General features: G+C 38.0%; 22 protein-coding genes. 17 read left to right on the forward strand and 5 right to left on the reverse strand.

The window, feature by feature from the left end; genetic code table 11:
- Positions 1-44 precede the first annotated feature (44 nt).
- From C1726_RS12070 to C1726_RS12135, 14 genes are all read left to right on the forward strand, one after another.
- The gene (locus C1726_RS12070; RefSeq protein ID WP_235822768.1) at positions 45-386 is read left to right on the forward strand and encodes an aminotransferase yhxA; all 342 of its coding nucleotides are present in this window, start codon (positions 45-47) and stop codon (positions 384-386) included.
- A 45-nt stretch (positions 387-431) separates the two neighbouring features.
- Entirely contained in the window at positions 432-830 is a 399-nt protein-coding gene (locus C1726_RS12075) for a DUF350 domain-containing protein (RefSeq protein ID WP_102273384.1), read from the forward strand.
- 19 nt (positions 831-849) lie between these two features.
- Positions 850-1,311, forward strand: coding sequence for an RNA helicase (locus C1726_RS12080; RefSeq protein ID WP_102273385.1), 462 nt, complete (start codon positions 850-852; stop codon positions 1,309-1,311).
- Positions 1,308-2,540, forward strand: a complete 1,233-nt coding sequence (locus tag C1726_RS12085; RefSeq protein ID WP_102273386.1) for a glutathionylspermidine synthase family protein — start codon at positions 1,308-1,310, stop codon at positions 2,538-2,540. The genes C1726_RS12080 and C1726_RS12085 overlap by 4 nt, the downstream gene beginning before the upstream one ends.
- Before the next feature lie 3 nt (positions 2,541-2,543).
- Positions 2,544-3,572 (forward strand): potassium channel family protein, encoded by a 1,029-nt coding sequence (locus tag C1726_RS12090; protein WP_102273387.1) that lies wholly within the window; start codon positions 2,544-2,546, stop codon positions 3,570-3,572.
- A 697-nt stretch (positions 3,573-4,269) separates the two neighbouring features.
- The gene (locus C1726_RS26590) at positions 4,270-4,464 is read left to right on the forward strand and encodes an Imm26 family immunity protein (protein WP_102273388.1); all 195 of its coding nucleotides are present in this window, start codon (positions 4,270-4,272) and stop codon (positions 4,462-4,464) included.
- 53 nt (positions 4,465-4,517) lie between these two features.
- Positions 4,518-5,597 (forward strand): ankyrin repeat domain-containing protein, encoded by a 1,080-nt coding sequence (locus tag C1726_RS12100; protein WP_102273389.1) that lies wholly within the window; start codon positions 4,518-4,520, stop codon positions 5,595-5,597.
- Positions 5,598-6,233: a hypothetical protein gene (locus tag C1726_RS12105; RefSeq protein WP_102273390.1), complete on the forward strand. Its 636-nt coding sequence runs from the start codon at positions 5,598-5,600 to the stop codon at positions 6,231-6,233.
- Between the two features lie 175 nt (positions 6,234-6,408).
- Entirely contained in the window at positions 6,409-6,864 is a 456-nt protein-coding gene (locus C1726_RS12110) for a hypothetical protein (RefSeq protein WP_102273391.1), read from the forward strand.
- Positions 6,865-7,238: 374 nt separating this feature from the next.
- Positions 7,239-8,225: a BMP family lipoprotein gene (locus tag C1726_RS12115; protein WP_235822769.1), complete on the forward strand. Its 987-nt coding sequence runs from the start codon at positions 7,239-7,241 to the stop codon at positions 8,223-8,225.
- A 21-nt stretch (positions 8,226-8,246) separates the two neighbouring features.
- The gene (locus tag C1726_RS12120) at positions 8,247-9,896 is read left to right on the forward strand and encodes a methyl-accepting chemotaxis protein (protein ID WP_102273393.1); all 1,650 of its coding nucleotides are present in this window, start codon (positions 8,247-8,249) and stop codon (positions 9,894-9,896) included.
- A 163-nt stretch (positions 9,897-10,059) separates the two neighbouring features.
- A complete protein-coding gene (locus C1726_RS12125; RefSeq protein WP_102273394.1) occupies positions 10,060-11,307 on the forward strand; it encodes a TerD family protein in 1,248 nt (415 codons plus the stop codon).
- Between the two features lie 440 nt (positions 11,308-11,747).
- Complete coding sequence (locus C1726_RS12130) at positions 11,748-12,248, forward strand: DoxX family membrane protein (RefSeq protein ID WP_102273395.1); 501 nt, start codon at positions 11,748-11,750, stop codon at positions 12,246-12,248.
- Positions 12,249-12,521: 273 nt separating this feature from the next.
- Positions 12,522-13,262, forward strand: a complete 741-nt coding sequence (locus tag C1726_RS12135) for a YwqG family protein (protein ID WP_216629065.1) — start codon at positions 12,522-12,524, stop codon at positions 13,260-13,262.
- Between the two features lie 149 nt (positions 13,263-13,411).
- Here the strand turns inward: C1726_RS12135 and C1726_RS12140 are convergent, their stop codons facing one another.
- Both C1726_RS12140 and C1726_RS12145 read right to left on the reverse strand, forming a co-directional pair.
- Positions 13,412-13,876: a phage tail protein gene (locus C1726_RS12140; RefSeq protein WP_102273396.1), complete on the reverse strand. Its 465-nt coding sequence runs from the start codon at positions 13,874-13,876 to the stop codon at positions 13,412-13,414.
- 20 nt (positions 13,877-13,896) lie between these two features.
- Positions 13,897-14,376, reverse strand: coding sequence for a GyrI-like domain-containing protein (locus C1726_RS12145; protein WP_102273397.1), 480 nt, complete (start codon positions 14,374-14,376; stop codon positions 13,897-13,899).
- A gap of 111 nt (positions 14,377-14,487) precedes the next feature.
- Between C1726_RS12145 and C1726_RS12150 the strand changes: the two genes are divergently transcribed.
- On the forward strand, positions 14,488-15,450 hold the full coding sequence (locus C1726_RS12150; RefSeq protein ID WP_102273398.1) for a helix-turn-helix transcriptional regulator: 963 nt from the start codon (positions 14,488-14,490) through the stop codon (positions 15,448-15,450).
- 230 nt (positions 15,451-15,680) lie between these two features.
- Here the strand turns inward: C1726_RS12150 and C1726_RS12155 are convergent, their stop codons facing one another.
- Positions 15,681-16,142: an MSMEG_1061 family FMN-dependent PPOX-type flavoprotein gene (locus C1726_RS12155; protein WP_322090990.1), complete on the reverse strand. Its 462-nt coding sequence runs from the start codon at positions 16,140-16,142 to the stop codon at positions 15,681-15,683.
- A 424-nt stretch (positions 16,143-16,566) separates the two neighbouring features.
- Between C1726_RS12155 and C1726_RS12160 the strand changes: the two genes are divergently transcribed.
- The gene (locus C1726_RS12160; protein ID WP_102273399.1) at positions 16,567-17,364 is read left to right on the forward strand and encodes a nitroreductase family protein; all 798 of its coding nucleotides are present in this window, start codon (positions 16,567-16,569) and stop codon (positions 17,362-17,364) included.
- A 133-nt stretch (positions 17,365-17,497) separates the two neighbouring features.
- On the opposite strand, the gene C1726_RS12165 is transcribed toward C1726_RS12160, so the two are convergent.
- The gene (locus tag C1726_RS12165; protein ID WP_102273400.1) at positions 17,498-18,043 is read right to left on the reverse strand and encodes a pyridoxamine 5'-phosphate oxidase family protein; all 546 of its coding nucleotides are present in this window, start codon (positions 18,041-18,043) and stop codon (positions 17,498-17,500) included.
- 55 nt (positions 18,044-18,098) lie between these two features.
- Here C1726_RS12165 and pdxR point away from each other — a divergent pair, with 55 nt between their 5' ends.
- Positions 18,099-19,562 carry a MocR-like pyridoxine biosynthesis transcription factor PdxR gene (gene pdxR / locus C1726_RS12170; protein WP_102273401.1) on the forward strand — a complete coding sequence of 488 codons (1,464 nt, stop codon included), beginning with the start codon at positions 18,099-18,101 and terminating at the stop codon, positions 19,560-19,562.
- Between the two features lie 135 nt (positions 19,563-19,697).
- On the opposite strand, the gene C1726_RS12175 is transcribed toward pdxR, so the two are convergent.
- Positions 19,698-20,870, reverse strand: a complete 1,173-nt coding sequence (locus C1726_RS12175) for an MFS transporter (RefSeq protein ID WP_102273402.1) — start codon at positions 20,868-20,870, stop codon at positions 19,698-19,700.
- Between the last annotated feature and the right edge of the window lie 35 nt (positions 20,871-20,905).

The following is a 20,905-nucleotide window of genomic DNA, read 5'->3' on the forward strand; positions in this document are numbered from 1 at the left end:
CTTAATAAAATCTGTTCGTAAGCATAGTGTATAAAGGAAACGAGGTGAATACATTGGGAAAAACGAGAAAAGTAATGGCAGGCATAACAACGGCATTCACTTTTGGTCTGGTTGGATGCAGTTCGCAAAATGCTGACGTCCCTTCTCCCCCAAATGATCCGAATTGTGATGATTGGGAATGGGACTCCGATGATGGGATCTGGGCATGTGAAGACAGCAGTTCGAGACACTATGGTCATTATTATTATGGCGGCTATTATTATGGAAGCAAAAGCGCACTGTTAAAGAGTGATTCCTACAAGAGCTATAAAAATAGCACTTCTTTTAAAGGAGGGGGCAAGACTAGCTCTGGATTTGGCAGCGGGTCGAAAAGTATTGGGGGATAAACGTCCATACATGATGAAGGATAAAGAGGAAAGGATGGATCATAAGTGAATTTATATATTAATTTTGCATCTTATTTAGGGGTTGCCCTGCTTCTCCTTATCGTGGGAGTTATTTTGTTTACAATCAGCACACCAAAGATAAAAGAATTTCGTTTGATTGCTGAAAAAAACATAACGGCAGCATTGTCCCTCGGAGGTAAAATCCTTGGCCTTGCCATTGTTTTAGGTGCCGCTGCTGAGTACTCAGTGTCACTAATTGATATGATCATTTGGGGGGGCATCGGGATATTGTCCCAAATTATTGTCTTTATTCTTGCAGAGGTCATCACTGTACGTTTCAGTATTCATAAAGCAATCATCGAGGATAACCGGGCAGTGGGTACCCTGCTATTATCCTTATCTTTAGCAATCGGCTGGATTGTAGCAAAATGCCTATCTTACTAACTTGAGGCGGGGAAGTACATTGGAGAAATTAACCTATTATATAGATAAAGGAAATGGCCATTATGAGCCGTTCTATGAATATACGATTCCGAATGTTGGCGAGGACGAATTTTATGCCAGACAGCTATGTACGTATTTTATTATGAGAGGTACCCAATACGAGCTTACTTCTAATGAGATGAATGGAGAAGAGGACATTTTGGTACTTAAAGAAATAGGAAGGAATCTGCCGGGAGAAAAGGAAATAAGTTATCGCGGCAATGGATTGCATATCGAGTTTCGCAGCCCTGAAGAAAGTGAAAATTTTAAACTGTTCGCCAGAATTTCCTGTCATACTCACTTTGATGTCCTTCGCTTTCTCTTAAAGGATGTTGTGGATGTTCCAGGTATTGGACAAATGTGTGTAACCTCTACGGAGATTGATGAAGATCGGGGAGTGTATGTACTATACGTCAAGGACTTAGGAGAGAAAAAGGATTGAGCGGGCAAGCGTATCATGCAAAACGGCAGCAGTTTTACGGGAAAATAGAAGGCTTTTGGGCCAATCTTTATGGAGAGGAATATGCACTTTATGATATAAAACTTTTACATCAAGAAGATGTTTCTCAAATTAGGCTGATAAGTCAGCGTATTGGATTCATTTTTATAAAAACAGCCTCCCTGCTTCGAAGGGCCCCTGATGAAACCCTTTTGGAAATGGGTTTCCCAAAGGAAACACTCACATTTATTCGGCTTAAAACACTTCCATCCGAGAGTGTTATCTCCCGGCTTGACCTTATTCCATATGGTGATAGTTTTAAATGCATTGAAATCAATGCTGATACCCCTACATTTATTAAAGAGCTTTTTCACATAAATGGTTTGGTATGCAGAGAATTCGGAGTGGAGAATCCGAATGAGGGAATGGATCGGCTTTTACAAAAAGCAGTTCGTGAAATCATATTCCAATGCACAGATAAGGAATCCCCTCATATTGTTTTTACTGCTCACGAGGATAACATCGAAGATCGCGAAACCGTGCTCTATCTTCAGAATTTTATACCATCTAAATTTACCCCGCTCCATAAGCTGCAAATTCATAAAGGTGTGGGTCTTTTTGATGAGGATGGAATGAAAATAGATATCCTTTATCGGCAAACCTTCCCGATAGAGAGTTTGATAGCAGATGTAGACGAGGAAGGAAATCCAATCGGACTATGGTTATTAGAACTTGTTGAAGAGGGGAAGCTTTCTGTCATTAATCCCCCTTCAGCATTTTTATTACAAAATAAAGCGGTTCAGGCTGTTATTTGGGGATTGCATGAAGAGCATCATCCTTTTTTTACAGATGAAGAGCATATGTGGATAGATGAATACTTTCTTCCGACCTATTTTGAATCTGAATATTTTTTACAAAATGGTCTTTCTTATGTAAAAAAACCTGCCTTTGGGAGAGAAGGGGACACGGTAAAAATATTTAATAAGGATGGTCAATTAATATACAAGGATGGTCAGAGTTCGTATTCAGAATACGTCCCTGTTTATCAGAAATATGTCGAGCATCCAACCATAACTTTTAATTGTGAAAAGGGAAAACAGGATGGCCAGCTTTTGCTTGGAAGCTTTCTGCTGAACGGAAAACCGGCAGCACTTGGATATAGGGTAGGAGGTACTATTACCAATAACCTTTCTTATTACTTACCTGTGGGGCTCTTAAAAGGGGAGAAATAGAGTATGTGGATTTTGCATAAAATCTTTTCAAAATTAACGAAGATTAGCCTCTTGCACGCTGCTGTTCTTGCGCTGCTGATGATTATTATAAGTAGTATAACAATGAGACTGGCAGAGCCGGAGACATTTCCGCGGTTTATTGATGCAGTGTGGTGGACCATGACCACGCTTGTTACGGTCGGATATGGGGATTATTTTCCGAAAAGTGATATTGGAAGAATTTTCACAATGATTCTAATCTACACTGTAGGGATTGGTGCAATGGGTGTTATTATCGGGAAGGTATTTGAAAGCTTCAGCATATATCGAAAGTTGAAGGAGGAAGGGCAATTGAATTATTCAGGAAAGGGTCATTACATCCTAATTGGTGCATCAAAGGAGAAATTAGAAAATGTCGTGGAAGAAATTTTTAATGGCAGGGATACATGTGATGTTGTCATTGTGGATCATGCTGAACGGACACCAATAGAACAAAATCGAGTGCATTTTGTTAGCGGCAACCCTGCTGAGGAAGAGGTGTTGTTGAAGGCGAATATCCTTGAGGCTAAATCGGTGGCAATCTTTTCGGATGATCGAAATGACTTTGCGGAATACGCTGATGGAAAAACATTGCTTACTGCTTCCAGGGTTGAACATATCTCAAAGAAATATGATAAAAATATCTATACCATTGTAGAAATAAAAAAGGACAAGCATATCGCGTTGTTTGAGCATGCAAATGTCGATGAAGTCATCCTTTCAAATGATTCTGTTTCCCGGCTTATGGCGCAGGCAGCCATTCACCATGGTTCAAGTAAATTATTCAATCAGATGTTAAGTAGCGCTGACGGTGAAAATTTATATGAAATTAAGACGAAGGCACACTGGAATACATACAGAGATGCAGCCATGGAACTATTTAATATGGGTGCAACACTAATTTCAGATGGCAGTGCCCTAGACATTGCCCGCCGCCATAATGAAAAAATCCCTGAAGATGCCAACCTGTTTATCATCTGTGATGAAATTACATATAGAAAAATCGTTGGGTGATGGAAAAAATTTAAAATGCAGCCTAGTTTATCGGTATTTTCCTGTGTAGGTGTAATCCAAAGGAGGCCCTATAGATGTCAAGTTTGAACGGCAAATTCTAGTGAAATAAAAACCTGATGCGCCTCGATGAACTGTACCATAAATAAATGAGTTTTTTAGTCAAATGCCTCACCTTAAGGTTGGGGGATCAGGTTAAGCATATGATCTGATGAAATAGACGGAAGAAATCCGCTTATTTAGTAAATAGTATTGAAAAAAACCATAATAGCCGGAGAAATTACCCCTATGGACTCTAAAAACGTGAAAATGGGCGATTTTGCTTTGTATAAGCGGAAAAACTCCCCTTATTTATCCCGAAACGTGCTTCATTCAGAAAATAACCGGATATTCTACGCTTATTTTACTTTCCCTGGTTGCTTAATTAAGGATAGGATTTATATTTAAATGAAAGCGGATAGTTTTTAATATTTGTATTGTTAACAAAGAAGGGTGCTTTGATTTAAGCATTCTTTATATCAAGAAAACCTCAATTATATACGTTACGGTAAACCATACCACTTGTGATGGTACATACAATCAGAAAAGAAATAATGTTTGATAGTAGTTATATCAGCAGATTAAGACGATGGTATTTTTTGCTAATTCATTTGGGGAGTGTAGAAATATTTAGCTAAAGAAGTAAGATTCTAAGGAACTCATGAAAAAGAAATTTAACGAAGGCGATATATTTATAATTCCCATGCAGGATGATCGATTTGCAATATGCCAGATAGTGTGCGCGCTGAAGGGCCGTTTCAAAAAGGCACTTTCGTTCGGTGTAATTCGCTTGGGGACTAAAAAGCTATGCAAGCATGGCTGGCTGATGCGGCGGACTAAGAGACCGGGGCTGTGATTCACAATTTGAAAAGTAAGTAACTCATAATGCAGATGTAGGAGTGGTTTGGGATGATCGTTTTGAAAGATATCGGGAAGTTTGAGGAGCTGCCGGAAATCGCCATGCATATTTACGAAGGAAATATTCCGGCTTTGCAGGCTGCAATTGCCGCAGGCTGGGATATTGAGGATGGTATTGTACTTAGCAAGCATATCACATTAAGTCCGTTGGATCTGGGGCTTGTATCGCAGAGAATGAATGTTGTAAAGCTGCTGGTAGAGCACGGCGTCAACCTGAATGTCAATCATAATCCGGCCTTTTTGCGAGCTGTTCGTTATTGCAAGGAGGACATCGTTCGCTATATTGCAGCGCAAGGAGGCAAGATGGATAAGCTTAATCAAACCGGTTCAGGCGCATATTCACAAGCCTACTATGGCAACAAAAAGAACATCCCGCTTATTCATGAGCTGGGATTAGATATCAAGCTGCATGGCGGCGCTGTATTGCGTCAAGCCGCATCGGACCACGATCTTAAGACACTTACGTATTTGCTCGATCATGGCGTGGACATCAATTACAACAAACCGGATAAGGTCTATCCTTATCAAGCGACTCCATTAACCGTTGCTGTAAGTATGGGTAATATGGCCATGGTCAAATTTTTGATTGAACACGGCGCGGACGTTACTTTAGCGGAGAAGGACGGCGAGCGGCCTTATACGATTGCGGTTAGTAATAAGAATACAGTCATGGCCGATTATTTAAAATCGCTGGAGCCGGCAGATATGCATAATCTGGAAAATAAAAAGTATGAGCTAAAAAAATATAAATTAACTGATGAACTGGTCAGTTTTCTTACCGGAGACAATCTGTGCCTTGAGCTAGTGCAAAATGAATATGAAATCAAGTATATCGACTTTTTCACATTGACCGATACGATTGAGATGAAATTTGGCAGGCAAAAGCTGCTGCGTCTATCAGCTGATATCGGTAATTACTCCGATCTGCAGCTAGTCTGGAATCCAAAGAAAAAAGGTTTGATAGGCTGTTATGACGTGGAGCATCAGACTTATGCGGATTTATGCAGTTTTACAGAGTTCCTCGCGCAGCCTGAAATGCACCTCATAAAGTTTCTTGAGGGAGAGTTGTAAATGAAGAACTGCATGAATATTTTAGTTGAGAGAACAGACTGTATTCTTTATTATGCGGGACCAGGCCAATCGAACGAACATAGTACAGGCTGGATTGGAGGGAATGCACCTGAATTCTTTGATGATCAAGAAGACCATATCCACGAAGGAAACCAAAGATATTATTTTTACTTGAGCCTCGTCCATCCCTTTAAATCTGAGAGCATGATTTCAATCTTCATCCCAGAGGACTATGAGGAATATTTGGATAACAATATTTATCCTAATTGCTCGATAAAGGTGATTGAGCATCCAACTTCAACGGAAAGCGTCAGAGATATGTTTACTAATCCAGGTCTAATAAAACATGCAATTTCAGACGGGGAAATAAGCAATGACGAAAAATCTATGGATCAGTCTTTTTTGATCAAACTAGGGGGAAAACCGAGACTAATTCAAAATCCAGACTATTATTTTACGAAGCTGACGGAGGAATCATTTTCTTTTTTATTTCAAATAGATGAAGATGGTTACCCCGAAACGCTTCTTCAAGACGGTTACAGTTATCCTTTTAGTTTTGGATCTCTCTATATTTTTGCTAAAGTTGAAATGAATGAAATACAAAATCCAGTAGCAGGTTTTTGGCAATTCTCATGATTTAGCGCAGGGAACGCAAAGTCATTGAACTGATCCTGGAGGGTTGCGTTATAAACGAAGTAGGATATATCCCGATGTTAATGGCGTATCACTCAAAAATACCGTCCTCTTATGTGTGTCGCATACTTAGGAAAATAATTTAGATCGTTTATTTTATATCGGAGGTGTAGTCGAGATGCTATCGGAAAAAGTGATCAATTATTGCAAAAGCAAAAACTGGTGGTTTGAAGACATTACAGAGGAGTATGAACAAGCATTAGTAAAGTTAGGCATCGATTTGGATACAGATTTTGCTGCGTTTTATTTGCATGCAGAGGATGGGCCGACTTTCTTTAATAGACGACGTGAAATCTATCAGATTTGTTGGTTTATGATCAATTCTTCTGATTATATGTTAGGCATGGAGAGAACTCATGTCGTTTTAAACCTGCCTGAAGAATATATTCCGCTGGATAGCTTTGAAGGGGAGTTCGGTTTTTTTTATAATAAGAACACAGATGAAGTGTTAGGCTTAGGGTTAGGCCAGCAAATGGAGGATTTTTTTGCCGGTAAATTGAATTCGCAATGGGAAAGCTTTAACTCCTTCCTAGAGTGGTATTTTGAACTGAATGATTCGTGTGTGACTATATAGTAAAAAGGCGTCAGCTGCCGCTGCTCGGGGGCTAACCTGATGGTGGAATGCTCCAGGGGATGCATGAAAACCTTTTATTATAATGATTTGAAACTTTAAATCAAGGCCATGAACGCTTGCCTTTCATAGTTCATCCTGTTAGAGAGTGAAAAGTGAAATGTCTATTTTACAGATGAGTTATTAAAGATTAGTTTGATGAAAAATGCCGACAAAAACGGATTATCTGTGTGGGACAGGTATCCGTTTTTGTTTTTTAAAATTCAGGAAATGGTATATAGTTTAATTTTCGCCTTTTAATGTCGATATAAATGCAGTTCGTACATACACTTAACCCGCTATCATTGATATTGATTTGCAACAGGAGGAAAAGGGAATTGAATAAATATCGTATTTTCATTTTTATAGTTATATTTATTTTTATGTTATCAGGGTGTGTTCCTGCTCAAAAACAAGCTGTTCAGGAAAAGCCTAATTTAAAAATAGGCATTATGTTATCAGATGCTGGACTGGGGGATCAATCCTTCTCAGATTCTGCCTTTATAGGTTTAGAAAAAGCAAGAGATGAACTAGGAGTTACATTTGATTACAGAGAGGTAAAAGATACAAAAAACTATGAAAATGGGTTAAAAGAGTTAGTAAAACAGAAGAATGATCTAGTAGTAGGCCTGGGGTTTGCTATGAAAGAAGCGATAGAAAAAGTAGCGAAGGATTATCCGGATCAAACCTTTTTATTAGTAGATGAAGTTTCTGATTTACCAAATGTTTATAATGTAACTTTTAAAGAACATGAGGGCTCCTATTTATTAGGGGTTATTGCTGGATTAAAAACAAAGTCAAATATCGTTGGCTTTATTGGAGGAGTAGATGTTCCATTAATAAATAAATTTAGAGCTGGCTTTGAACAAGGTGTGAAGGATGTGAATCCAAGTGCACAAATTCTTGTTGAATTCGCAGGTGATTTTGGAGACAGTAAAAAGGGTAATGTGATTGCTTTAAAAATGATTCAAAGTGGAGCGGACTTTATTTATCCTGCAGCTGGATTTACTGGGGTTGGAGCAATTCAGGCTGCTCAGTCGAACAAGGTATTTGCATTTGGAGTCGATAGTGATCAATTTTTTTTAGCGGAAGATACGATTGTTTCTTCCATGTTAAAGAAAGTAGATGTAGCAATGTTTGAAATTGCGAAACAGCTTGTTGAAAATAAAAAGATTGCAAAAAAACACCAATTATTGGGTGTAGCTGAAAATGGAGTAGATGTAGCACCTATCCGTGTTTTGCAATTAAATAAGCAAGAAAAAGATCAATTAGACAAAATGAAAAGTGAAATAACAAATGGCAGTAGGTCAGTAAATGAAAAATAACAGCTAGCGAGGAGTTACAACATGAATATGAAACAAAAATTGTTGCTAGTAGCTTTAATCCCGTTAATCCTTTCTGGAGGGATTATTGGAGCAATTATCTTTCAAATGAACCAAATACAATCGAACAGTTCTTCGACCGTTAAAGAACTAACGAATGTGGAAAAACTAAATGGCTCATTCGTCTCGGTTCAATCATCACTTATAAATTTCTCCTTTAGTACATCTGATGCAAATGCAGAAAGTGTTGAAATTTATATAAAAGAGACAGAAAAGCTAATTAATTGGTTTGATCAAGTAAATACGAAAGAGCAGAAGGAACTAGTTGAAAAAATTAAAGGAAAGTTCGGTTCTTTAAAAGAGGAAAGTGAAAAGGCGATTTCGGGAAAAGACCAAGCAGAATCTAAAAAGCAAGCATTACGAACAAAAGGGATTCTAAATGATATTTATCAATTAAATAGGCTTACCAATGATATGTATCTTCTTGGTGAATCGGAATTAAAAAGTAAAATTTCATTTATTCAGATGTTTGCAATTATCTCTTTAATAGCTTTACTATTGATTGCAAGTGTGCTTGTTTATATTCAAACGAATAAAATGGCACTTGCCGTAAGACGGATTGCCCAAAATGCTCAATCGGTGGCGGATGGAGATTTAACCATCGAAACTATAGTCGTAAAATCGAAGGATGAAATTTATTATCTTAATACCGCTTTTCATCAAATGGTTGAAAACCTCAAAGAACTCATAAGTACAATCGGAAATACTTCTGAACAAGTAGCTGCCTCCGCAGAAGAATTAAGTGCTAGCGCAGATGAAGCCAGTAAAGGAACAGAACTTATTACAAGCTCAATCCAGCAAGTATCAAGTGGAGCGGATCATCAAAATCTCATGACACAAAAAAGTGCTAAAGCAGTGAAGGAGACAGCAGTTGGAGTCATTCGAATAGCAGAAGGGGCAGAAAAAGTAACAGCAGTTACAAATGTGACGCAAATGCAGGCAATGGAAGGTCAAAAATTTGTAACAGAGACAGTTAAACAAATGGATTCCATTAAACAAGCTGTTGAAACTACAGATCAGTCTGTTGCGGCACTTGATGAAAAGTCAAAGCAAATTACAGATATCGTTAAATTGATTTCCGATATTGCGGACCAAACGAACTTATTGGCATTGAATGCAGCAATTGAGGCAGCAAGAGCAGGGGAAAGCGGGAAGGGCTTTGCCGTTGTAGCAGCAGAAGTAAGGAAATTAGCTGAACAGACAACCAATTCTGCAGGTCAAATTCATCAGATTATCCTTGATGTTCAAACTGAAATGGATGTATCTGTTAAATCAATGGATGAAGTGAAAGGGAAGGTCAATGAAGGAATCAAAATTACTAATGAAACAGCACAAAAATTTAATGAAATTTTAAATGGCATGGAAGAAGTTGCTGAGCAAATTAATGAAATTCATGTAATTTCTGAACAAATAAGTGCAGGGTCAGAAGAGGTTTCCACATCCGTAAATGAAATGGCAGAATTAGCGATAAAAACGAGCTCAAATGCGCATGAGGTCGCTTCTATATCTGAAGAACAATTAGCGTCCATGATAGAAGTCAATTCTTCTGCTTATGCATTAACAAATATTGCGGAAGAATTAAATGAGTTAATTCGTAAGTTCAGAATCACTTAATAGAAAAATCTATTTTTTTATGTTTGATTAAAGCAGCTTTTGATGAAATGATAGGAAAGTAATTCTATTTCGTATCAATCAGGAGTACCATACCATAAATAAATGCGGTTTTTAAATCAAGGTAGGTAATCAATGCATAGATGAGGAAGGAGTGGCTGTTAAAATGAATCAGCTGCTGCAGATGGGAGCGAACACTGTTTTAAGTTCCCCAAAAGGTACTATTACTGTTAGCTACGAAATTTCTAATTTGATAGATATTTCCTTAACCGCTTTCCTTTTAACTGATTCAGATAAGGTCCAAGGAGATAGCGGAATTATATTTTATAATCAGCCAACGACCTCTTCTGGTGTAGCTACCCTTATACCATCTGAGAAAGTAGGCAACACAGAAGTACACAAAATTAATTTTGACATGAGAAAAGTCCCTGAAGGCATTACTAAAATAGCTATAACTCTTACAGAGGATAATAGCACGGGATTTTCAAATGTAAAGAATTTAAAGGCCGAAATATGGACCGATCATAATATTATTCAGTTAACGCCATCTAGTTTCACAAATGAAAATGGAATTGTCGTATTAGAATTATATCTAAGGAATGGGCAGATAAAGGCAAAATCAATCTGGCGCGGATTTTACTCTGGGCTTGAAGGGTTATGTAAAAATTACGGTGTTGAGGTTGAATCTGATGAGCAAAATATGCCATCTGAACCTATAACGAATCCAAAACAAACCCCAACAGAACCTAATAAGACTTTAACTGTTCCTGAAAATGAAAATAAACAAAACACGCTGCCGCCGATAAGCCTTGAAAAGGTAAAGGGTAAAATAAGCCTAGACAAAGGTCAAAAGCCAGTTATCATTGAGAAAACACCAGAAATTACTGCTACGGTATCTTGGAAGTCTGGGACAGATTATGATATATATGCTTTGGTCTATACAAGGAATGGAAAGCAGATAGATGTAGCAATGTTTGGGGCGCAAGGAACACCTCCCCTCAGGAGTTTTGGCAACGGAGCAGTGGAACATATGGGGGATGTTAGGAGGAATAATCGATCAACTAAGACAGAAGTAATAAAATTGAGGTTAAATAATGATATTCTTGCAGTTGTTCCAGTCGTTTATTCTGCTCAGTCAAATGGAACAGGCTCATTCTACAGATACAAAGTGTCCATGAGTATAGATAATCATAATGGAACCTCTGTTACTATTTTCGCCAAGAATGCAAATAATAATGATAGAATTTATTCTTGTGTGCCAGGAATACTTCATAATACGCAAGATGGAGTGATAATAAGTCCATTGGAGCTTTATAGTGCACCGAACTCAGAACGCAGACCTATACTTAGGATGGGGCGTTCAAATATGGTAGAAGTTATAATGGATAAAGGGCCAATAAATGATTACAAGTAGTATTTTTCTATTAAGGGAGGAGAGGGATCGTCTGATGATGATTTCTCTTCTCCTTTTATTACTTTTACATGTGCCTCTATATAATCCGTGAAATAATATTCCAACTTCCTCTACGTATATTCCTTTCAGTTAATAAGCTAGAACCCCCAGTAGTTCCAAAAAAAACCCTGCAAAGTATTGATTTAAATCAAGGCAAAGAATAAATAAGCTTGTTAAAATAAGAACATAAAAATGAAAAAGGAGACCGAACATCATGATTCTTTCAGCAGATACATAATCAGTATGATTGGCAGATTGGGGAAGAGAAGATTAAGAGATTTATTCATATGTGCAGACAAATAAGTGAAATATTTCACAAACTTTCTCGAAAATCTGCAGTTCAATCTAAAAAATTTAATAGTAATTGTGAAATATTTCACAATAAAAAGGGGAAACTTATGATGAGAAAACATATAAATGGACCAATAATGGCACTCGTTTTGACTATAATACGTATTTGGTTAGGATTTCATTGGATCGAAGCAGGCTATAATAAAATTAGATCTGGCTTTGATGCAAGTGGATTTTTACAGGGAGCAATTGCAAATGCAAGTGGAGATCACCCAACAGTTCAAGGTTGGTATGCGGGCTTTCTCGAAGGAGTTGCATTACCAAATATAGAGCTTTTTAATATCCTTATTCCTTGGGGAGAGCTTCTAGCGGGCTTAGGATTAATTTTAGGGTTAGCGACAGTTCCGGCATTAATTGCCGGTGCCTTTATGAATTTGAACTTTATAATGGCGGGGATGGGATTATCTAGTCTAGATTCAAAGCTATTCGCAGCAGCAATGATTCTATTAATTGTTGGAAAAGGAAGGTATTACTACGGTCTTGATAGATTTGTTATCCTATTTATTAAAAATCATTTTTCTGCAAAGAGAAGTATGTTGGAAATGAAATGAAATGGAAGCACAGATACGGTTCTCGCACTTTCCTTTCTACTAAGCCTTGTCTTCAAATGATAGTAAAATATTTATAACAAAGAGGTCGTCGATAATAGACGGCCTCTATAGTTATTTAGAATTTTTCTGTGGATGTTAGAGAATAGCTGATTTCTCTTTTTTAGTAGGAAGCTTTAAGAAATACGGAGAGAATTAAATGCCAAAACAAATGGACTGTAACAGTTTAGTAGAAATATAATTAAGAGAGAGAAAATCACATGCAGGGAGGATAAAATGAATAGGAACGAATTTCTAAAGATGATTGAACAGTCCGAAATCGCAGACCATAAGGAGTATCTGTGCCAAGTTTTAAGACCAGCGATTGATATACTTAAGAATAAAGATGCCGAGCCACGATTGGGTGGTAGCCGTTTTGGAGGAGCATCTGATTTACCAGCCGGCAGCGAATGGCCTTCATATGGGATGAAGCCTTATCGCTTTCTTGGCCAAATCAATTTTTCAGAAATTCCATCAATCGAAGCAAGTCTGCCATCGAAGGGACTTCTGAGTCTTTTTGTGGCAGATGATAATCCTGATGATGGTGATTATTTGGAGGCGTTTGAGGACGGATATATTCATGCTATATATATTCCTGATTCTGTGAATTTAGAGACTATATGCCCGCCAAATTCAGATATCGGCAAGGCTGCAGTGATTGAGTTTTCCCCGACAGTTGATATTCCTTATGACGAATATCAGTTGAGGGATTGGCCTTTCAAGGAGGATCAGAGCGACTCATACTCGGAAGTACGTGATTCTTTACATAAAAGTTCAGACTATCTTCTAGGTTATCCTTCTCATTATACGCTAGCATATAATCCAACGCCTGGAGCAGATTGGATCTCATTGTTAACGATTGATTCGGATGATGATCTAGAGTGGTGCTGGCATGACGGTGATAAATTAATGATATTTATCGAAAAAGAACGTCTGAAGAATTTAGACTTTACTAAACTAAAGGCTGATGCAGGCTAAAGAATAATTTATTGTTACAAGAAGAACCGTTTTTGCGAAAAAAGTAACAGCACCTTCTAATTGGCTGGAAAGGTGCTGTTTTGTTTTGAATAGCTAGATGATCATTTGCTTCATGAAAAGCTGTATTTGCTCTAGCGATTTTGCTTCCTTCAATATTCACCTTTGATTACAAAAAATGAGCCCCGAATGGTTCCAGCTAGTTTAGACTTCTGCCTGGCAAATTTAAACTTCCCTTCTAATTCCTTTGGAACCTCCATCCCCTCAGAAAGCTTAAAACCAACAGCCCGTTTCTTAGGGTCATCAACTGTATACATGACATTGACCCCAAGACCATCCTCAAAAAAGACAAAGGCCCATTTGATATTTTCCACTTGAAAACGTGACGTTTCTAAAGGTTTGGCAGCAAACTCAATGTCACGTTCTTCTTTCAAAATTTTGTTTACATAATCAAGTGTGTCCTGGTTATCACTGGCGGGGACAACCGTAAATTCATGCTTATATTTGTTCATAAAGTAACGGGCTTCATTCGCACGTAAACCAGCAAGCGCTTCTGCTACAGGTGAAGATTCTAAACCAGCCGCAGATACATTTTTAAAATCAACGATATAGGACATTTCTATGCTCCTTTATATCTTTATTTCCTAACAACAGGAATCCACATTTCACCAAATACTAAACCGTTTTTCTGCCCCATCTCAACCGCTGCATTTGGTCCTCCAACATAAGCGACATTTTTTGCTTCTGGCAACACTTGACCAAAGGCCATGCCAGTAAGTATATTACTTAACTCCTCAGATGTCTTAGCTTCCCCTTTAACAACGATGTATTCCCCTTTAGGGAATTGAATTACTCTTGATGCTTCTGGCAGTGACTCTTCTGTCATGACGCCAGCATAATGCATCATCTTGTTATTCACCGCTTCATTCACAACAAAGATGTAATCATTTGTGGCGATGGATTTTAACTTTTCAAGCCTTCCGTCCTCTTTAACTGCCTGCCAAAAGTCTGCCTTTTCCTTATTAATACCGGCATAGTCTGTATAATCACTCGTAAGTTCAGTGCCAATTCCTAATACGGTAAAGCTCTCTTTTTCTTCTAAAGTATAATTTGTCATTTTCAAAACCTTCCTTTTTAAATAAATTTATCAAATGATTTGTCTTTTCACTTGATGAGTTTATAATAGCTTTAAATCATGTCAAAAAATGATACTGTTTAGGAGGCCCCGATGAAAAAAGTTGAACGGATTAATATCATCATGCGGTATATCAATAACCGCGCCCACTTTACAATTTCTGAAATCATGCGGGAATTTAACATCTCTCGTTCGACAGCGATTAGAGATATCAGAGAAATTGAAGCCATGGGGATGCCGCTGGTCGCTGAAGTTGGAAGGGATGGCGGATATTTTGTCATGAGCAACTCTGTCCTGCCTACTGTTCGCTTTACTGATAATGAGATCAAAGCTCTTTTTATTGCATTTATGGCTACAAGAAATCAGCAGCTCCCCTATCTAAAGAGCCGTCAGTCTTTAGCTGAAAAGTTACTGGGCCTCATCTCAGAAAACCAGCAAGAGGACCTTGTTCTTTTAAATCAAATCTTGCTTTTTGAAGGAACTAACCCTCATAATCCCGACTTGCTTGATCTGTCAGACCTTCCCCATCCGATGTTAGAAAAACTTATTCAAATTCTTCTGTTGGATAGCTATTTATTGATTAGTATCAAAGAAGAGAAAGAAATAAAGTCTTTTCCCATTTATCTCCTGCACCTTTACCGTGAAAAAAGCCTTTGGCTGATTGAGGGCTTTGACCTAAAGGAAGAAAAGAGGCAAATTTTTTCGGTAGACAATCTAACCGATGTGAAACCATACCCGACGAAAAAAAGAGTAAGCAAGAAAAAGATTTTAGAAAAACTAAGTAAGCAGGAAGAAGTAATCAACCTTGTCCTTGAACTCGGTCCAAAGGCGATTGCACAGTATAAAAAATACCATCCTTTAAAAGTTTCAATCTCTTATACGAATCCTTACCAAACCACAGCCATTCTAAAGACTTTTATCCATGTTAATCATCCAGAAGAATTGACCGAAATAACGAATTGGCTGCTTTTTCTAGGTGGGGATATTAAGGTCAGGGAAATGCCAGAAGAAGTCTTGGAAGGTTTACAGAAAAGGTTATTTCTATACTGCCCATAATTAGTGCCAGTTAAAACCTCTATAGATTTTAAGTTTGCCCAGCTGCTAGTCAGGAGAGAAATTTTTGAAAACCGAATAGCATTTGTATCAGTATTATTTTTATTTAACTTTCAGTATTTAGTAAGGAAAATTCAGCCTTCGATTAAATAGCCAAAAATAATCAAGTTAAGAGTAAAACTTGATTATTTTTGGCTATTATTTATTATCCTTCAATATAGAACAGAAGGAGGTTATTTCTTTATATCCACTCCATTAATCTTGAGATGGGCATGGAATATTTCAAGACTTGAAGGCAATGTTTCTTGGTTTTGCCATGTATTTTGGCTCCAAATTCCTGATTTTTTCAGTGCTCGAGAACAATGGATGAAGCATTCTTCTACATCCACGGCAATTCCAAGTAATGGCGGTTTTCCGTTTAAACTCATTTTCTCTAAGATTTCTTTATTTTTGATAATGGTTGCTTTTCCATTTATGCGCAGTACCTCATCTAACCCCGGAATAAGAAAAACGAGCCCTACATGTGGATTCGATAAAATATTTTCAAAGGAATCAACTCGTTTATTGCCAGGACGATCAGGCAGGACTAATTGATGATTATTTAATATTAGTATTTTGCTTGGCAAATCCCCTCGGGGTGCAACATCACATGTTCCGTTTGCATTTGCTGTAGAGAGGAAAAATAGTGGTGACATGGAAATGAACCTTTTACAATGCTCATCCAGCATTGAAATTTCCTTTTTTACGAGTATTCATGAGGAATCCCTATTATTTCTCTAAGTTCTTGCTCAGAAGTAACTGCTTCACTAGAAAAATCTATTATCTCCATTTCCTAAAATCCTCTCTTTAACTAGTAGTAGGTTAATTATAATAAAGAACTCTATTAATATAAATCTATTAAACGAGTTAAGTGTGCTTTACTACTCCATCCTTCAAACCGCTTCATTAATAGCATCATCAATGAAAACCCTTTTTTGTGTTTTATCAGATTATTTGGAAATAATGATATAATATTATCAGAGACTACTTATTTAAGAGATAAACACCTAATTTATGCTAATAAACAAAAGAATGAATTGTTTAAACTCTTACATAAACGATGAATAGGGAGCGAGTGCTTTGGAATTAAATGATGTGATATTCGGACATAGATCCATACGAGAATATGAAGATAGGGAGGTAAGTCAAGAGCTGCTAGAGCAAATAATAGATGCAGGCATTCGTGCCTCTTCAAGCGGCAATATGCAAACGTATTCGATTATCGTCACAAAAGACAAAGAGCTTAAGCGAAAATTGTACACCGCACATATGGAACAATCGATGGTTGTTGATGCACCTGTCCTATTAACCTTTTGTGCTGATTTTAATAGAATGAGAAAATGGCTATCGCTCAATGATGCACCTGTGCATTTTGATAATTTCATGAGCTTTATGATAGGTGCTATTGATGCTTCTTTGGCGGCACAGAATTGTGCTTTAGCAGCAGAGAATGCTGGTCTGGGGATTTGTTATATGGGCTCAACACTTGCGAATTGTGACCAAATTGGTAAACTGCTGAACTTGCCGCCAAATGTCGTACCAGTTGTGGGTTATTCATTAGGATATCCTGCAGAAAACCCTGCTCCAAGAGATCGATTGCCGAGGCATGGAATGGTTCACTATGATCAGTATCGCGATTATTCAGATGAAGAAATTCTAGAAATCTACAAAGAAAGAAATGAAAAGGGATGGAAACGCTATATGGACATTCCTAGGCTAAAGGAAATGACAGAACGGCTGGGATTAAAGAATCTGGCTCAAGTCTATACCATTGCCAAATATACGCAAGAATCTCACATCGAATTTTCACAGACAGTACTGAATTACTTGGAGAAGCAGAATTTTATGAATAATAGTAACGAGAGACCCTTATCATAAGTAAAAGAGGTTTTGACATAAAAAATGGAGCCAGTGTATCGTACAGGATTGGCTCCATTTCAAGTCTTATTCCTTGTATCATTTGCCTTTTTACGATTTTTTTATTGTAAATGTTGTCTAGCCTATAGAAAATTTAAATATCCATCTCAACGTTCCTGCCTGGGTAGAATGACAATTGCGGATTCAATTGGTTTTCTTTTGCCGTTCGTATGCTGGGTGTAAGCCTAAAAACCATTGTATGACTTCCTAGAGAGGAGCGATATTTCTCAACATGGGATTGTGAAAGGCTTTTATCGTAGTAGCCGGGTACGTACTTATCCAGCATGGCTTGCATTGCCGCGGTCGCTTCTGTTAGATCGCTTACCTCTTCAAGTACTCCGAACAGCATCACACTCATATAAGCAGTATCTGTTTTTGCGGGTATAGGGCTTACCATCGTTCCGTAATCTTCAGATACTGCGAAACAGCAGTTGGGATTGGCATGAATCAAATTGATTTTTCTCCCTTTTGCGGCACCATGAAAATACAAGGCTTCATTCATCCAGATAAAATTCAAAGGAACAACATAAGGGAGATCCCCATCCGTTAATCCAAGATAACCCGTCCGAGCTTTGCTTAAAAACTGATCAATACGCTTATCATCTGTACATTTTAATTTTTCTTGGCGGATCTTATGCATTCTTCATCCCATCTTTCTTTATAAATGTTAAAATCATTTTAAGAAATTTCTGTACATGACGAAAGTGACAGAATTAAAAAGTTTAATAGGGACAGATGGAGGGTTAACAGTGGAACTTACCCCATTTTTACGTAGAGAGCTGCCAGAGCATTTATACAGCCAGTTGTATCATTGGATTAAGAAGGAAATTGAAGAAGGCAGGCTCTTGCCAGGAATGAAGATGCCATCCATTCGCCAGCTAACCATTCATTTAAAGGTCAGCCGGAATACGGTTGAGTCTGCATATCAGCAGCTGCAATCAGAGGGATACCTTGAAAGTATCCCTAAAAGTGGAATATGGGTAGCTGAGATTGAAAAACCTTCACTGCATCCGTTTGTAGTGGAACATCCGATTATGCTGGAATGTGAGCCTTCAAGCGAAGTTCTTGTGGATTTTGAATATGGAAATGTCGATCTTGACAAATTTCCTTTGAAGCAGTGGAAGAAATGTTTGTCAGACGCAGTTGATCAAGAGAACAACTGGTTATTTCAGTATAGTGAAAAACAAGGTGAGTTTGCATTGAGGCGGGAGATTTCAAACCATTTACTGCAATCCAGAGGTGTACGCTCTACACCAGAACAGATTCTGATAACGGCCGGAACACAAACTTCCATGACGTTGATCTGCCGTCTTTTAGGACTCGGGGGAAAAACAGTGGCCATGGAAGAACCAGGTTATAGCGGTGTTCGAACAGTCTTTGAAGACCAGGGATGCTATATTGATCCTATACCTCTTGAAAAGGACGGATTGTCAGTGGAGCACATTCAAACGAGCAGGGCAAATGCCGTATATGTAACGCCTTCTCACCAATTTCCATTTGGTATGATTCTGTCCATTTCGAAAAGAATGCGATTATTAAAGTGGGCATATCAAACGGGGGGATACATTATTGAGGATGATTATGATGGAGAGTTTCGATACCAGGGGCAGCCAATTCCTTCGCTGAAATCCCTGGATGAAGAGGAAAAGGTCATTTATTTAGGTACATTTTCTAAATCATTTCTTCCTTCAGCTCGGTTAAGTTATATAGTATTGCCACCGTCATTAATGGTTCAATATTCACGAAAGTTCCCGGCTTATAACCAATCTGTCTCTCCTATAATTCAGAGAGCGATGTCCCTGTTCATGCAGTCCGGAGAATTCGAAAGGCATATTCGAAGAATGCGCAAAATATATCAAAGAAAACATCAAGCTCTGCTAAGAAGTATCGATCAATATATGGGCACTCAAGTAAAAATCGTTGGAGAAAAGTCGGGCTTGCATATTTTATTGAAACTAAAAGGCATATCCACCCATGAGCTGATTGAAAAAAGTCTGCAGAAGGGAGTCAAAGTGTATTCTCCGTTAAGCTTTTGGCTAAATCCAAACCCGGAAGGACAATCCTATATCATGTTAGGGTTTGGCGGATTATCAATTGAAGAGATTGAGAAGGGAATTAGATTACTCGCTAGCTGCCTCCCAGGAAATGGAGATAGCTAAGTGATAAATTATTGGTTGAATCAATGTAAAAAAAAGATGAGACTTATCGAAATCAGGTAAATCTCATCTTTTTTGTTATGGCTATGTTTGAACGGCAGAAAATTGAATCAGCTTTGTAAGAACTAGACAAGAGATTTAAATAGAAATGAAGACTTCCTTTCTACGTTCTAGTTTTCGGTATACAAGCGCAATCAGCATGGCTGGCAGAGTACAAATAATCATTCCTATAAAGGCATATCTTGGCTCAATTTCGTATAAGTAGCCCCCAAAGATTGTAAACACTGCAGTGCTCCAGCTAAGTGCAAGCGCGGAATACATGCCTTGTGCTATCGGTATCTGCGTATGTGGAATGTTGTTGATTAAGTATTTCATAAAGGCATAATGCCCCATAGCAAAAGAAAATGCATGTAAAGTTTGTGCAAGACAGAAAACAAGTACATTTGGGAAGGCAAACACTAGTATCCAGCGAAAGGAAGAACCAATTGCTGCTAATGTCAGTAAAGTGCCTACAGAAAATTTGTTAAAGCTTTTATCTGCAATAGAGAAGAATATGATTTCTGCAATGACAGCAATATTAATAATGAGACCAATCAGGTAAATGGGTGCATGGATATCCTGTAAAAAAATATAGCCATAATTGTAATAAGTAGCATGTGCTGCTTGAAGTAAAATGACAATCATGAGCACCAAACCAAAGTGTTTGATCCGGAATAAATGGAACATCCCAGCTTTTTGCGCTTGGTTTACTTGCGGCTTTTCTGATAAAACTTCTGGTGCACGCATAAAACTAAGACATACAAATCCGATCATTCCAAGTAATAGTGACCAGAAAATTACCTCATCTCCATACATTCCTGTAAAAATGGTTAAAATGATGCCCACTGAGACAAACCCAATGGATCCCCATTGACGGCTTCTTCCATAGTGCCTTAATTGTTTGCTTTGTACAAGGACACTGGCGGCACTATCTAAAGCAGGCATCAGAGCAGGATAAAATAGGTGCAAAACGATCGTTACTACTAGTAAGCCAGCAAAGGAGTCTGCTGGAATATAGCAAAGAATAGCAGCCAGTGTGCCTATTCCTGCCACTTTTAAAAGGACTTTACTGCTAAATTTCCCTGATAAATAAGGAAATGCAAATAATGTGGACAAGCCTCTCGCAATTAAACCAAAGCTCATGATTAAGCTAGCTTGAGAGACTGTAATTCCTTTTGTATAAATCATCCATCCTGACCAATAAGGCAGAAATATGCCCCATGTCAAAAAGAAGCTAAAAAAACGTGTACTCATCCAGAGCTGTGTGTTCATTAGTATCCTCCTCATCGAATGAATGATATCATTGG

This window comes from Cytobacillus massiliigabonensis, from assembly GCF_900199725.1.
GTDB lineage: Bacteria > Bacillota > Bacilli > Bacillales > Cytobacillaceae > Cytobacillus > Cytobacillus massiliigabonensis.

Bases quoted from the DNA above. Each gene is read 5' to 3' on its own strand.
- C1726_RS12120 (WP_102273393.1), top strand. From the start codon at position 8,247: ATGAATATGAAACAAAAATTGTTGCTAGTAGCTTTAATCCCGTTAATC.
- C1726_RS12100 (WP_102273389.1), top strand. From the start codon at position 4,518: ATGATCGTTTTGAAAGATATCGGGAAGTTTGAGGAGCTGCCGGAAATC.
- C1726_RS26590 (WP_102273388.1), top strand. From the start codon at position 4,270: ATGAAAAAGAAATTTAACGAAGGCGATATATTTATAATTCCCATGCAG.
- C1726_RS12175 (WP_102273402.1), bottom strand. From the start codon at position 20,870: ATGAACACACAGCTCTGGATGAGTACACGTTTTTTTAGCTTCTTTTTG.
- C1726_RS12140 (WP_102273396.1), bottom strand. From the start codon at position 13,876: ATGTCCTATATCGTTGATTTTAAAAATGTATCTGCGGCTGGTTTAGAA.
- pdxR (WP_102273401.1), top strand. From the start codon at position 18,099: ATGACGAAAGTGACAGAATTAAAAAGTTTAATAGGGACAGATGGAGGG.
- C1726_RS12155 (WP_322090990.1), bottom strand. From the start codon at position 16,142: ATGTCACCACTATTTTTCCTCTCTACAGCAAATGCAAACGGAACATGT.
- C1726_RS12105 (WP_102273390.1), top strand. From the start codon at position 5,598: ATGAAGAACTGCATGAATATTTTAGTTGAGAGAACAGACTGTATTCTT.
- C1726_RS12110 (WP_102273391.1), top strand. From the start codon at position 6,409: ATGCTATCGGAAAAAGTGATCAATTATTGCAAAAGCAAAAACTGGTGG.
- C1726_RS12165 (WP_102273400.1), bottom strand. From the start codon at position 18,043: ATGCATAAGATCCGCCAAGAAAAATTAAAATGTACAGATGATAAGCGT.
- C1726_RS12135 (WP_216629065.1), top strand. From the start codon at position 12,522: ATGAATAGGAACGAATTTCTAAAGATGATTGAACAGTCCGAAATCGCA.
- C1726_RS12145 (WP_102273397.1), bottom strand. From the start codon at position 14,376: ATGACAAATTATACTTTAGAAGAAAAAGAGAGCTTTACCGTATTAGGA.
- C1726_RS12130 (WP_102273395.1), top strand. From the start codon at position 11,748: ATGAGAAAACATATAAATGGACCAATAATGGCACTCGTTTTGACTATA.
- C1726_RS12090 (WP_102273387.1), top strand. From the start codon at position 2,544: ATGTGGATTTTGCATAAAATCTTTTCAAAATTAACGAAGATTAGCCTC.
- C1726_RS12125 (WP_102273394.1), top strand. From the start codon at position 10,060: ATGAATCAGCTGCTGCAGATGGGAGCGAACACTGTTTTAAGTTCCCCA.
- C1726_RS12150 (WP_102273398.1), top strand. From the start codon at position 14,488: ATGAAAAAAGTTGAACGGATTAATATCATCATGCGGTATATCAATAAC.